The organism is Thermobaculum sp. T2p (genome assembly GCF_059335935.1).
The window spans coordinates 39,396-54,036 of sequence record NZ_JANZYQ010000014.1 but is presented as its reverse complement, the minus strand read 5'-3'; the positions used below and the strand labels follow the sequence as shown (position 1 = coordinate 54,036).

General features: G+C 45.1%; 11 protein-coding genes. 8 read left to right on the top strand and 3 right to left on the bottom strand.

Annotated elements, in window-relative coordinates; all coding sequences use genetic code 11:
• Position 1 precedes the first annotated feature (1 nt).
• Both N2245_RS06920 and N2245_RS06915 read right to left on the bottom strand, forming a co-directional pair.
• Positions 2–1,165: a dihydrodipicolinate synthase family protein gene (locus N2245_RS06920; RefSeq protein WP_494536001.1), complete on the bottom strand. Its 1,164-nt coding sequence runs from the start codon at positions 1,163–1,165 to the stop codon at positions 2–4.
• 13 nt (positions 1,166–1,178) lie between these two features.
• On the bottom strand, positions 1,179–2,336 hold the full coding sequence (locus tag N2245_RS06915; protein ID WP_494536000.1) for a Gfo/Idh/MocA family protein: 1,158 nt from the start codon (positions 2,334–2,336) through the stop codon (positions 1,179–1,181).
• A 101-nt stretch (positions 2,337–2,437) separates the two neighbouring features.
• Here N2245_RS06915 and N2245_RS06910 point away from each other — a divergent pair, with 101 nt between their 5' ends.
• The 5 genes from N2245_RS06910 to N2245_RS06890 all read left to right on the top strand — a co-directional run bounded on the left by N2245_RS06910 (position 2,438) and on the right by N2245_RS06890 (position 10,152).
• Positions 2,438–3,133, top strand: coding sequence for a GntR family transcriptional regulator (locus tag N2245_RS06910; RefSeq protein ID WP_494535999.1), 696 nt, complete (start codon positions 2,438–2,440; stop codon positions 3,131–3,133).
• 123 nt (positions 3,134–3,256) lie between these two features.
• Positions 3,257–4,228 carry an ABC transporter permease gene (locus tag N2245_RS06905; RefSeq protein WP_494535998.1) on the top strand — a complete coding sequence of 324 codons (972 nt, stop codon included), beginning with the start codon at positions 3,257–3,259 and terminating at the stop codon, positions 4,226–4,228.
• 16 nt (positions 4,229–4,244) lie between these two features.
• Entirely contained in the window at positions 4,245–5,126 is an 882-nt protein-coding gene (locus tag N2245_RS06900; RefSeq protein WP_494535997.1) for a carbohydrate ABC transporter permease, read from the top strand.
• A 329-nt stretch (positions 5,127–5,455) separates the two neighbouring features.
• Positions 5,456–6,862 (top strand): extracellular solute-binding protein, encoded by a 1,407-nt coding sequence (locus N2245_RS06895; protein ID WP_494535996.1) that lies wholly within the window; start codon positions 5,456–5,458, stop codon positions 6,860–6,862.
• Positions 6,863–6,942: 80 nt separating this feature from the next.
• On the top strand, positions 6,943–10,152 hold the full coding sequence (locus tag N2245_RS06890) for a rhamnogalacturonan lyase family protein (RefSeq protein WP_494535995.1): 3,210 nt from the start codon (positions 6,943–6,945) through the stop codon (positions 10,150–10,152).
• Here N2245_RS06890 and N2245_RS06885 read toward each other — a convergent pair.
• Positions 10,136–11,578, bottom strand: coding sequence for a hypothetical protein (locus N2245_RS06885; protein ID WP_494535994.1), 1,443 nt, complete (start codon positions 11,576–11,578; stop codon positions 10,136–10,138). The genes N2245_RS06890 and N2245_RS06885 overlap by 17 nt on opposite strands.
• 119 nt (positions 11,579–11,697) lie before the next feature.
• Between N2245_RS06885 and N2245_RS06880 the strand changes: the two genes are divergently transcribed.
• The 3 genes from N2245_RS06880 to N2245_RS06870 all read left to right on the top strand — a co-directional run bounded on the left by N2245_RS06880 (position 11,698) and on the right by N2245_RS06870 (position 14,462).
• Positions 11,698–12,384, top strand: coding sequence for a response regulator transcription factor (locus N2245_RS06880; RefSeq protein ID WP_494535993.1), 687 nt, complete (start codon positions 11,698–11,700; stop codon positions 12,382–12,384).
• Positions 12,381–13,814, top strand: a complete 1,434-nt coding sequence (locus N2245_RS06875) for a sensor histidine kinase (RefSeq protein ID WP_494535992.1) — start codon at positions 12,381–12,383, stop codon at positions 13,812–13,814. Before N2245_RS06880 ends, N2245_RS06875 begins: the two co-directional genes overlap by 4 nt.
• A 99-nt stretch (positions 13,815–13,913) precedes the next feature.
• Positions 13,914–14,462, top strand: a complete 549-nt coding sequence (locus tag N2245_RS06870; protein ID WP_494535991.1) for a hypothetical protein — start codon at positions 13,914–13,916, stop codon at positions 14,460–14,462.
• Positions 14,463–14,641: the final 179 nt, after the last annotated feature.

Sequence of the window (14,641 nt, the reverse complement as noted above, 5' to 3'; positions counted from 1 at the left end):
ATTACCCTATTCCGCAAATCTGTAAGAAGAGCCGCATCCTGCTGACAGCCAAGTCAGGATCTATCAGAACCCCCGCCTTATCTGCCAGCACGAACAAGTCAGCTAGGTAGACAACCGATCGCATAGACTCCTGTCCACCTAGCATACGAAAGTGCGATTGGTGTCCGTTCAGGTAAGCTAAGAAGACTACACCGGTTTTGTAGTACATAGTTGGTGGACGGAAGATATGTCTAGCCAAGGGGAGAGTTGGCAATATAGTGTCAAGAAAAGCTTGCTTGTTTCCAACATCAAGGGCGGTGAGGGCGCGTACTGCCACTGGGGCAATAGGGTCAAATATACCTAGCAATGCGTGACTGTAGCCTTTATCATCTCCCAGAATCAACTCTGGATAGTTAAAATCATCTCCTGTATAGAGTTTGACACCTTCTGGAAGCCTATTCCTCATCTCAACTTCAAGGTCTTTATTAAGGAGAGATAACTTTATGCCATCGATCTTCTCTTGGTAACTCTCTATAAGGTCCAGACAGAACTCCATCGCACGTACAGTATCCGAACTACCCCAATAACAGCTGAGAGTAGGATCAAAAGGTTCTCCAAGCCAATGCAGGATAACAGGCTTATCAATCTGATCCAGCAGTCTACTATAAACCCATAGATAGTCATCTGACGACTTAGCAACGCGGGCAAGAGCACGACTAGCCATTACAACGGGTATACCAACCCCAGGGTGCACAGATTCGTACTGGTAAAGGTAAGCACCTAGAATATCTTCGAGAGAGTAAGTGCGACCGTTATCCAGATGATCAGTACCAATACCATACGCAAACTTGCCTTCATACCCCCTAGCTTCGCTCCCAGTCCTGATGATTAGTTCTCTGGCTGATTCCCAGCTAAGTCCCATTCCCCTCTGAGCTGTATCCATTGCCTCAGCCACACCCATTCCAAGAGACCACAGATACCGTCTATAAGCCAGCGTCGCATCCCAGTCTATTGCGCCCCCTGATGAAGGATCGATGTCAGCTAATGGATCAGCTACGACGTGAACTGCAGCGAACGCAACTCGAGAAGAAGGGGCAGTAGATGGAAGTGAAGCATCCCCTTGATCCCTACTTTCAAGGGTATATGTGTAAACTGTACGATCTTTACCAGGCAATTTGATCCGCAACCCAACCCTCCGACTAAGATTCGTTAAGTGGTGGCACATCGACCCATCTGCGTTCTCGCCATGAAAGCATAGCGAGCTCTGCCAACTGTACACCCTTAGCACCTTCCAACAGATCCCAGGGGAAAGGAGCATCAGCAACTACATGCTTGATAAACATCTCCCACTGTAATCTAAAAGCATTGTCGGGTTTAGCCCTGTCTGGAAGCAGTAACCAACCCGAGAAGTAATCTTCTCTATGTGGAGAATCGGGATCCCATATCGCTCTAGGGGTAGCAGAGGACGGCTGCACCCAGCAGTCTCGCAACGTAGCTACAGCGCTCCCGTCTGTTCCATCCACCTGTAGGACGAACAAATCTTCCCTACGAACTCTAGTGGCCCAAGAAGAGTTAAACTGCGCTATCACATTTCCCTCTAGCTGGAAGAGCGCATAGGCAGCATCCTCAGCGGTACATCGATACTTTCTATCGAACTCGTCGTATCTCTCTGGGATATGTATAGCTCCAATACAACATACTGAGGTAACAATTCCAAATAAGTTGTCTAACAGATATCTCCAGTGACAGAACATGTCTAAGATAATACCGCCACCGTCCTCCCTCCTGTAATTCCATGATGGGCGTTGAAGTCCCCCCTCCTCTCCCCGTTCAAAAACCCAGTATCCAAAATCGGCTCGTACCGCCAGAAGTTTACCAAGCTCACCAGATTTGATTACCCGCTGTAGTTTCCTAAAACCTGGCAAGAACAACTTGTCCTGCACAACCCCGTTCTTGACACCCTTAGTCCGCGCCAATTTAGCTAGCTCTAGGGCCGAGGATAAATCTAGAGCTACGGGTTTCTCACAATACACGTGCTTTCCTGCGTTTATAGCCTTAGTCAGGGCTGGAACTCTAAGCGCAGTAGTCTGTGAGTCAAAATAGATCTGGTAATTAGGGTCCGATAGTGCACAGTCAAGATCAGTGGTCCATTTCTGTATTCCATACGTTTCTGACAGTTGGCGAAGCTTATCCGGATTACGACCAACCAGTAAAGGATCAATAACGATCCTGTTACCAGAAGGAAGCAAGACGCCACCATCTTTCATAATGGCTACAATTGAACGCTCCAGGTGCTGCCTTGCCCCCATACGGCCAGTTACACCATTTAGGATTATGCCTATAATATGTTCTGACACTTTGCCTCCATGGAAGTGTAATATTGAACTATACTGATGAGTATAGTCACATTATATATAATATACACAAGCTGTGTTAGAAAAATGTCAGGAATAAGACGATGAGTACGAGAGGGAACATGAGCACCTTTACGCCGGTGGGTAAACCCCAGACAAAGCAAGCATACGTTTACACAACTCTTCGAGAAGCCATAATGCATTGTAAGCTCAGACCAGGGCAAAGGCTGATTATAGAAGATATAGCACGAGAGCTTGGTGTCAGCCCCATACCTGTGAGGGAAGCTTTACACATGTTGCAATCAGAGGGGCTCGTGCACAATGTGGCACATTCAGGGTCAGTAGTGACTCCAATAACTCCAGACTCAGTACGAGAGACCTTTACTATCTTGGAAGGGCTAGAGACTGTTGCTGCTAGAGTTGCTGCGCAGAGAATGCAACCAGAAGACGTAGTAGAACTTGAGGAGATAGTATCAAAAATGGACGATGCAGTAGCTAGGCAGGCGGAGGATGAATGGTCAGCCCTCAACAAAGAATTCCATACCGCAATAGTAAAAATAACTGATATGCCAACATTGCAGGAGATGACCATAAGGATGCTAGATAGATGGGACAGGATAAGGTGTTTCTTCTTCCAGGGCACAATGTACCATCGAATGGGGCAGTCGCAACAGGAACATCACCAACTTCTTGAGGCGCTGAAGTCTAAAGACTATGTTCAAATAGAAAACATAGCTAAGATCCACAACCAGCAAGCCCTGGAAGCCTACATGCAACTTATGAGCAAGGGGGAGAGGTAACCTAATTACCTACATTGCTTCTCCATAGAGATAGAGAAATCGACTAAATTTTAGCCCTCTAGATAGTTGACATCTTAGCTATATTATATATAATATTGCTGATTCCTAGGTGCAGGAGAGGCAATGCAGGTAAAAGTTCAAACTCAAACTAAGCCTATACTACGCGGTGCATTTAGAACTAGCCTGAAGGCTATAACCACTGAGCTTAGAAAAAATTACATGCTCTATATCATGGTCCTACCAGGAATTCTCTACTTTCTAATCTTCCGGTATGGACCTATGTACGGTGCAATAATTGCCTTCAAGGATTACCACATTCAAGAAGGTATACTAGGAAGCCCATGGGCACACCCATGGTACAAACACTTCAAGACCATTTTCGAAAGCACTTATTTCTTCAACATACTCACCAACACGCTTCTGATAAGCATATACAAACTTATATTTGGGCTACCAGCAGCCATAATCATGGCATTACTTCTGAACGAGGCAAGAATAACTTGGTTCAAGAGGACGGTACAAACTGTAACTTATTTACCGCACTTTCTTTCATGGGTTGTTGTTTACGGTATAGCACAAGCTGTACTTTCTCCATCTGGAGGACTAGTAAACAAAGCGCTCGTAGCATTAGGAATGAATCCCGTTGATTTTATAGCTAGCCCTCAGTGGTTTAGAACGGTCATAGTAGCCTCTGATATATGGAAGGATATAGGCTGGGGAGCGATCATCTTCCTAGCAGCGCTTACAGGTATATCTCCTCACCTGTACGAAGCCGCAGCCGTCGATGGAGCTAGTAGACTTCAAAGGATCTGGTATGTGACGATACCAGGGATTATGCCCGTTGTAGTACTTGTTGCCCTACTGAATATCGGCAACTTGCTGAATGCAGGTTTCGAGCAGATATTTATTTTCTATAGCCCATCAGTCTATTCAGTAGGGGATATCATCGATACTTGGGTTTATAGACAAGGTATTGTTGGATTCCAGTATTCAGTAGCTGCTGCTGTGGGATTATTCAAGGGAGTCGTGGGATTCATACTCATATTTGGCACCAACTGGCTATCCAAGAAGTACACAGGGTCTGGCATCTGGTAGAGCAGGAGGATCAAGAATGGCACTCTACAGAAGCATGGGCAGGAGCGAAAAATTATGGGACGCTGGGGTCTACTTGCTCCTAATACTAAGCGCCATAGTGGTGATAGTGCCCATATGGTACGTCCTTATGATCTCTATCACTCCCTTTGAGGTTTGGGCTAGAACCGGAGGCACTCTGCTCCCTCACCCTTCAGAGATAACCTTCGAGGCTTATAAGCAACTGCTAAGCTCTTGGCGTTTACCAAGAGCATTCCAGGTTAGCGTGTTCATTACTGTATTTGGTACTCTGCTGAATCTCATTTTCACAACCATGATGGCTTATCCTCTATCCAAGAAAAATTTCAGGCTTAGGAATCCAATCCTTTTGTTTATTCTTTTCACGCTCCTATTCAATGGGGGATTGGTACCTACATACATAGTTGTTAGAAACTTGGGACTAATAGATAGCTACTTAGCACTAATACTTCCTGGCCTAATAAGCGGGTTCAACGTACTGATAATGAAGGCCTTCTTCCAAAATATACCCGATGAGCTTGAAGAAGCCGCTAAGATTGATGGGGCCTCCGACTTCCAAGTTCTGTGGCACATAATACTACCTTTATCTAAGCCAATATTAGCAACTATAGGGTTATTCTACGCAGTAGGGCATTGGAACTCATTCTTCGATGCAATCCTATATATCCGCAGTGCTGATAAGCAACCGCTGCAGGTAGTTTTGCGGGAAATCCTAGCAGCTGGTAACCTAACAAACTATGTTCCTATAGAGCACGAAACCATGCCCACGGAATCCCTAAGAATGGCTGCAGTTGTGATAAGTACGATACCAGTACTTATTGTGTACCCATTCCTGCAGCGCCACTTCACGGCAGGAGTACTTCTAGGATCCATCAAGGAATAAAAATTCCCAGTTTATTAGGAGGAGTAAGGCAAATGCATAAACTATCAAAACATAAAATATATTATATATTTAGTTTGCTTCTTATAATTCTATCTCTCTTGATAACCTCATGTGGAGCCGCAAATACAGGAAGTACCCCTACTACTGCGGCTAACAGTCCATCTCCTAGTCCTTCAGGAGCCAGTCCCTCTCCAAGTGGTCAGCAAAACAGCCCAAGCGCTAGTCCTACGCAAGCGAGCAATGGACAGGAATCTTCACAGCAACATGGCAAACTCTGGTCAGACAAACCTGTCTCTATTGAGATTTATGCAACTGTTGGATCCACCGAAGTGGGACCTCCACCTAAGAACTGGTTCTGGTATGACGCCGTCAAGAAGGCCACTAACATAGACGTCAAGATAAGCTGGATCACAGACCCCAGTCAGTATACCCCTACCCTACAAACAAGGGCAGGCGCCAACGACCTACCTGACCTGTTTACAACAGATCGCAATACGTTACAGCAATTAGTACAACAGGGCCTAGTAGCTGACTGGACTCCCTATCTAAAGTACATGCCCAACTTCGTGAAGGATAGAGATGTCAACGAGTTGGCCAAATATGGAACCTTCGATGGCAAGCATTACGGCCTAGTTACCAAGAACGCTTATCCTTACAAAGGCATTGTGGTAATTAGACAAGACTGGTTAGATAAATTAGGGCTCAAACCTCCCAAGACAATAGATGAGTACTTGGAGGTAATGAAGGCATTTACGGAAAAGGATCCCGATGGGAACGGGAAGAAAGATACTTACGGTTACACAGCCTTCATAGATGACAACGGTCAGATATCAGGATTTGATCCTTTCTTTGCGGCTTTTGGTGCCCAGCTCGATTGGAAGTTTGAAAAGGATCAAGTGGTCCCAATGAGGATCAGCGATCAGAGACGACAAGCACTTGAGTTTATTAACAAAATGATCAACGAGGGTGTACTGGATCCTGACTGGAAGACCCAACAAGGTCAAGATTATGCTAATAAATGGAAGACGGGCAAAGTGGGAATATTTGCTGGAGATTGGTGTGCTATATTCTGTCGACAGGGATATCAGGAATTTGCTCAGGCAAATCCCAAAGGCAAGATGGTGATAATAGACCCCCCCGTAGGGCCTAATGGCGATAGTGCAGCAGGAACCTACTCTAGGCTAGGAAGTATGTATGTAATGTCCAAGAAGGCGGCAGATGCAGGCAAAGGCGAAGCCATTGCTCGGTTGCTTGAATGGATAGATACGGATGGCTATTATCTAACAGCCTTTGGACAAGAGGGAATAAACTGGAAACGCGATAGCCAGGGACATATAGTTCCTGGTCCCAAATCCTATCTTGATCCTGAGAATTTGGTACTAACCCAGCTTAGAGGTTACGCCTACAAGGGTACGGAAGAAGAATTGAGAGCTAGATATGACAACACCTACAAGGCAGCTAACGGACAAACCATATCCGTGTGGAGTGTTTACCAGAGAGCACTCAAACTACCCAAGCTCGATACCACCAATCAGGCCATAATTCCTCCAGCCCCGCCTGAGATATCTGCAGACCTTACGCGAACAATGGCCGAATCTGAACTTAAGTTCGCCACAGGACAAAGGCCCTTCTCGGATTGGCCCAATTACGTCAATCAAGTTAAGTCTATGGGGTTGGATCAATGGACCGAGATGGCCAATCAAGCAGCAGCTGAGGCAGGATTGATCAAGAAGTAGTTTCCCTCCCATTCGGGGTAGTGAATCTTCATGTAAAGATTCACTACCCCGATTTCACTTCGTCCCAGGAGAGGTCTCCAATGCGTAGTCATACTCTAAAGTATGTATATGTAGTTATATCGTTTCTAGTAGTTATATTCCCGATACGAATTGCTCACACAGCCTCTACGTCAACCCAAAGTTGGATGTTTGACTTCGGCTGTGATGCTAGCCCTGTAGCTGAGGGGTATATACAGGTCTCGAACACGATGCTCTACGATGCTGCTAGAGGTTATGGCTTAGATAGAGAGACAAGCTGCCGAGATAGAGGCACACCAGACCCTCTACGACGCGACTTTACTAATGAATCAGATTACAACTTTCTGTTGGATGTGCCGAATGGAGACTATCAGGTAACCATTATCGCAGGAGATGCAATTGCCTCAAATAACACTTCAATAATCTTAGAAGGACAGAACGTAGGCACCATCTCTAGCCGCAGCGGTAGCTTCGGAGAGCTAACGACCGTGACCAGAGTATCGGATACACAACTAACTATAGGCTTTGGCAGGGATGGTAGAGTAAATGGAGTAATCGTTATAGCGATCCCATATCCCACAGGTCTAAGGCTGGAAGATAGAGTCTTAACGCCAGATCCCTCTGTAACTATCTCATGGAGTCCCGTTGAAGGGGCAATCAGCTATAACGTATACCGAGCCGAGGGCGGCGGTAAGTTTGAAAAGATCGGAAGTACCACCAAATCTTCATATGTCGACACGACCGTGGAGTTAGGGCTTTCCTATAGATATGCCGTTACCCAGGTAAATAGCAGAGGGATAGAGTCCGCAAAGAGCGACATACTAATAATATCTATGTGGGATGAATCACAACCAGCTCCCAGTGCTCCACAAGGGATCGAATTAGATATAGCCACGAGATATGCTCTGGAATTTTCTTGGAAGCCTGTGGACAATGCGGTCTTATATTATATCTACAGATCTAAGAATCCCACTGGCCCATTTGAGCGAGTAGGAGCTACAAGCGAGGCTCAATACCAAGACAACTTGAATCCCACCATAAACTATTACTACCAAGTGCGTGCAGTTGGGATTGGCGGGCTATCGCTACCATCCGAAACCTTGAAGACTCCCATATCCAACACCCCAATTAGGCGTATGGAGAGAATTAACCGTGCCCCAATAGCAGTACATACCGATGGCGGCGTCCTGGTTAGTTGGAGATTACTTGCATCGGATCCGCCCAACATAGCGTTTGATGTTTATAGAAACGGGCACAAAATAAACAAGTCGCCAATCAGAGATCGGACAAATTACCTAGATAGGTCCGGCAATACCAAAGCAGTATATACTGTGAAACCGATCGTTCGAGGACATATATGGGGCACAATAGAAAGTACTACTGTATGGGACAAGAATTATCTAGATGTTCCGCTTCACAAGCCACAAGGTGGAGTCACACCAGACGGGGTTAAATATACGTATAGTGCTAATGATGCTAGCGTTGGGGATCTAGATGGTGATGGATACTATGAAATCGTATTGAAATGGGATCCATCAAATTCAAAAGATAATTCTCAATCTGGCTATACAGGTGATGTCTTGTTGGATGCATATGAGCTCGACGGCAGTCTTCTTTGGAGGATAAATCTAGGCAAGAATATCAGGGCTGGAGCTCATTATACACAGTTCTTGGTTTACGACTTCGATGGAGATGGTAGAGCAGAGGTGGTAGCAAAGACTGCCGATGGTACTATCGATGGCACAGGAAGAGTCATTGGTGATCCGAATGCCGACTATAGAAACAGCGAAGGTCGAATATTGGAAGGCCCGGAATACTTAACTGTATTTGATGGCCTCACGGGTAGAGCCCTTGCTACCACAAACTACGATCCGCCTAGAGGGAACGTATGTGATTGGGGTGATTGTTATGGCAACAGAGTAGACAGATTTCTTGCTGGAGTAGCGTATCTCGACGGTGAAAATCCAAGTTTCATTATGGCTCGTGGCTACTATACACGTACAGTGTTAGTAGCCTACAACTGGCGAGACAATAAGATTACTAAACTTTGGAAATTCGATAGCGCAGCCCCTGGGTATGAATCTTACGCTGGGCAAGGTAATCATCAACTTAGTGTTGGTGATGTAGATAACGATGGCCGAGATGAGATAATTTATGGCTCGATGGCGATAGATGATGATGGGAGTCCAATGTACTCCACGGGACTAGGGCATGGAGATGCTATGCATCTTGGCGACTTAGATCCCAAGAGACCTGGTTTAGAGGTCTTTCAAGTTCACGAGAACGCTAATGGTCCTTACGGCTACGAAATGCATGATGCTGCAACTGGGGAGATCTTATGGGGAGTTAGAACAGGCATAGATACAGGTAGAGGTCTTGCAGCAGATATAGATCCCAGATACATAGGGTATGAAGCTTGGGCTGTTAAGGGAGAATGGAACAGCCCTATAGGAGGATTACATACAGCCCAAGGAGATAAGATCTCAGATAACATACCACCGGCAAACTTTGCTGTATGGTGGGATGGGGACCTGAAAAGAGAGATTCTGGACCACAATTGGTCTCAAGAACAATACGTGGGGGTTGGTACTATTGGTAAGTGGGATTATGAGCATAAGAAGATGATCAACCTACTAACTGCCCACGGCACTTACTCCAACAACGGTACCAAGGGTAATCCTAGCCTACAGGCAGATATATTAGGAGACTGGCGAGAAGAAGTTATATGGAGAACTGAAGATAGCAGTGCCCTTAGGATCTACACTACTCCTTACCCAACTAAGTATCGATTTGTTACCCTCATGCAGGATCCTGTTTATAGACTCGGTATTGCATGGCAGAACGTTGGATATAACCAGCCTCCACACACCAGCTTCTATCTGGGTACAGATATGCCCAAACCCAGTTGGAAACCACTAAGCACTTATGAACCCATAGAGGTTAAGTTGGATCTCTATCCAAACAGGATCGCTTATACAAACGAGAAGCACAACATGCTCAAAGCACTTATAAGGTTTCCAGCTGACATGCAAGGTGATGTCGTTATAGCAGATAGCATCCATTTATTAGTAGATGGTGATGACTTATCTCCCAAGAATAGCAGGTTTGGAAAAGTCATAAGTAAAAGGAGTACTATTCTTGTGCCTTTTAGGTTGAACGACTTAGTTAACGCGGCAGCTGAGTATACAGGAAAGGTACAGATAGCAATCCTTGGATACACACAAGAAGGTAAAACTTTTTGGGGAACTGCTCTTATTAGGGTTGGGGAATAAAATGTTTATTCCCCAACCCTATGTAATTGACATTAGTATCTCCCGCAAGCTTAGCAAGGACCTTCTGAGCCGTATCTAAATTCGGTGCTATGACATAGTTTACCCACGTACCTTCCTGAGATATAACAACAGTCTTATCGTGAGCCTCAAGAATATAGTTATCCTCTGACCGTTGATATCTAGCATTAAATCTAGACTCATCATATGAGATCATGGCAGAAACAAATTCGTTAGCGTCACTCTCGCTATCCCATACACTCTTCCAAACCAAGACTTCCTGATCGCCATTCGTCCATAGGGCAAACTCATCACCATCCCAACCAGCAGCCGCTTTCCGTGCGGTCAGATCATCAATCTGACCATCAAGTAGTACCCTAGTCTGAAATTCTCCAAACAAATTCTCTTCTAACTTCTTCCAGCCCTTGCCTAAGGTCGGGGATAAGTCAGGTAAATCTACTAGAGTGGGATTATCACGATTTATATATCTTTCCGGATGAATGATTTGTTCAGTGCTGGTGGGGGGATCTCTGAAAGCCTTATTAACAGCTGCTAGACCTCCCTCCCTCATCAGGACCGCTACAAACGTAGCTCCTGCTTCATATGGGAACAGCAATGTTTCGGAGATTATAGGAGGTGCTGAACTGAGCTTTTCCGAGCTTATATCAGATTGTGTTATTTCATCCTGTATGCGACCTATCAGAGCAGGATACCTTGTCAGGTACTCTCGCTCGACGGTGCGAGCATCGCCTTCTACTAGTGAGGTAACAGCCAAGTAGGCATCGTCATCTTTGTCCTCATATTTCTTGAGCAGAGGATTAAGGTGAAAATGTTGATCCTGGAGAGCATGCGTCACTTCATGAGCATATATCAGTTCCTCTAGGGCATTTAGTTTGTTGCCCTCACTAACTACATATAGTTCCTTAGTCTCCGGATCATAGAATCCCCCTATCTGTTCCGTATATAGATCTAAATATAACTTATGCAAATCCAGATCGCCGGATATCAAGCCAAATTCCCTAAGAACCCTTTCATCAGCTTCCGCCTCTGAAGGCGGATAGTCCTTATTTATATCTTTTTCTAGCTTCGCCCTTAGCTGCTCCCTGGTCATGTAATCTAAGCTTATAGGAGCTAGGGGTTTCAATCCCCTAATCTCCGAAACAGATCTAATTATCTTGTTTATCTGAGGATTAGAGGTTATAGATAAGCTGTCCTCGGTCGGTGTGGGTGTCGAGCTCCTTGGAGATGCTGGTGGAGTAGGTTTTATAGCAGTAACCTTGGGATTTGCTGTGGGAGCGGTCCTGGCAACCGTAACGGTGATTACGGGAGAGACCCCAGGTTGAGGGATAGTAGACGATTTCTGCTCAGAACCACCGCATGCGGATAAGAAAAGTAAAGCACCAATAATCAAAAAGCGTATAGATCTCAAGTCCTAACCTCGCTTATGCTTAAGAACTATATAGAACTATATCCTTTGAGACGTAACCCTACTCTCTGCAGTATATAATATGTCGAGTATAGGGTATTACAAGTTAGGAGAACCCCAAGTTGGAAAGACCTCTAATCCTTGTAATAGATGATGACAAGAATATCACAAGCTTTCTAAGGAGAGCGCTATCCTACGCTGGATATGAAGTCAAAACTGCACACAATGGACAAGAAGGCCTACAGGTAGCCTTATCCAACACTCCAGATCTTGTGATACTTGACTGGCTAATGCCAGATATGGATGGCATAGAGGTATGCAAAAGACTCCGTTCAGCAGACAACATACCAATACTGATGCTGACAGCAAAGGACGAAGTATCTGACCGGGTGCAGGGGCTAGAGGCAGGAGCAGATGATTATCTTGTAAAACCCTTCGCACATGAGGAACTAATCGCCCGAGTGAAGGCTCTCCTGAGACGAGCCTCACCAGACTCGAGAAAAGTGCTGCGATTCGCTGACCTTTCAGTCGATTTGGGGACCAGAGAGGTCAAAAGAGGTCAAAGAGTCATAGATCTAACAGCTAAGGAATTTGATCTATTGGTTACCTTCATGCAGCATCCCAGACAAGTGCTAACCAGAGATCAGCTTTTGCAGATCGTGTGGGGTTTCGATATGGAGGTTGAATCTCACGTAGTAGCGGTTTACGTAGGATACCTAAGAGACAAACTGGAAGCGGGAGGAGAGTCCAGACTTATCCATACTTTGAGAGGCGTAGGATACGTCCTTAGGGAGTCTAACGAGAAATGAGTCCTCTGGGAATTTTTCCTAAAAGCCTCAGATGGAGATTAGTAGCCCTAGAGTGCATGGTAGTAGGAGTGATACTCCTAGCATTTACTGGGGCCCTGTATGAGCTAGCAGCCAGGAACCTTATGCATGATGTACAGAGCTCATTAGTAGACAGAGCCCAACAAGTCAATGGAGCCATTCGGCAGTATGTAGTTTTTGGAGCATTAAGACCAAAGCAAGTTATAGAGATTCCCCCTCCTGAATCCTTTGCATCGTCTGATACAGTAGTGCAAATAAGTACTCTTGATGGTCAAGTTATAGTAACCACCTCTACACCAAATGGGAATAATATTCCTCTGGATCAGGACACACTTCAACAGGTAGCCCTAGGCAACAGTATCTTCGAGCGTATAAAGGTAGGAGACGAAGAACTGGAGGTATACAACAGCCCTATAGTTCTCAGAGACAGGGTAATAGGAGTCCTACAGGTAGCGAGAAGCCTACAGCTTATAGAGCAGACATTGGCAAGGCTTAGATTGTTTGCGATAGTAGGCTTCACTCTAGCTATGACAGCCTCAATACTGGCTACATTCTACGTAGCAAATAGATCGCTCCTTCCTCTAAAAGAGCTGATACGAACTGCTGAAAGGGTGGGTAGATCTGGTGATCTCTCACAAAGGGTGAAGACTTCTCCCAACTTAGACGAAGTCGGCAAATTAGCATCTACATTTAATACGATGCTAGAACGTCTAGAACTCTCTGATAAGCAACTGAGAGAAACACTAGATGCTGAGAGAAGATTTGTAGCAGATGCATCCCATGAGCTCAGAACACCGCTCACAACCATACTTGGGAACGCCGGCCTTCTACTCAAAGTGCCGAACATGAGCCCGGAAGATAGGCAAGAATCCCTGGAGCAAATATATGAAGAAGCTGACAGGATGCGAAGGCTTGTATCAGACCTTTTGACCTTAGCTAGGGCTGATGCGGGCTTTAGACTCAAACAGGAACCTGTAAAAGTACAACCAGTAGTAGAGTCCGCGGTCCGAGAGATGGAGCATAGAGCTATAGACCGGGAGCTACGGATAGACAAGATATCTGACGTCGAGGTATTAGGAGACAAAGACGCGCTAAAGCAGTTGGTCCTGATACTTCTAGACAATGCTATAAAATATACGAGGTCCAAGGACTCCATTCAAGTCGAAGTTGAGAAGGATGATTCTCAGGCTGTTATAAGAGTGGCAGATACCGGTATAGGGATATCCCAAGAACATCTCCCCCATATATTCGAGAGGTTTTATAGGGCAGATACATCCAGAAGCTCCGACGGCACAGGCCTAGGACTCTCAATAGCCAAGTGGATAGTAGAGCAACACTGCGGCTCAATAAGCGTGGCTTCCGAAATAGGCAAAGGTTCGATATTCGAAGTCAGACTGCCAGCAAAAGGGTAGTTTTCTTATCATTTTCTTATCTTAGTCTTACCTCTAATTGAAACTGCAAGGGCAAAATATTACGCGGAAATTGTTATTAGAAATCTTATGGAGTAGTTCATGAGAAGGAGAGTCAGCTACCTATTGGTTGCATTAGCAGCCGTAGCCCTCTTGGCAGGAATGAGTATCGCAAGAGCACAAGCTGATCAAAAGAAGAACTACTACAACACATTCATAGACAAAGTAGCACAACTACTTGGCAAATCCCCTACAGATGTAGAGAAAGCGCTGAAACAGGCCAAAGAGCAGGTTATCGATCAAGCTGTCAAGGATGGAGCGATTTCGCAGGAAAGAGCCGAGAAGATTAAGCAAAGAATAGAACGTACTGGCAAGGTCTTTCCGATAATCACATCCAAGCCGAGAGGATTAATTCCAAGAGTAATACAAGGGAATGTAAAAGGAGTCACAAGCGATAGCATAGACGTTGAGACGAAAGCTGGAAAGGTATGGAAAGTAAACATCCAGCCACAAACCAAGATAGTGACAGCGGGCAGAGTTGAGCAAGATGCCGTACAGGTTGGAGACAGAGTCAAAGTGGTAGGTAAAAGTCAGGGAAATAGCATCAATGCTCGCATAATACTTATCAATAACCAGGATACTAATCAGTAGAACTTAAAAAGACTATCACCTACCCCTCCGGGAGAATGGGGACTTGAGAATCTCAAGTCCCCATTTCCTTTTTAATTTGCCATATATTGTCATATTACAACTTCATTATATTTATCTCTATATAATTGACATGATAAAAAGTTTGCAATATTATTAACTCAAGGCATGTGGCATACCAA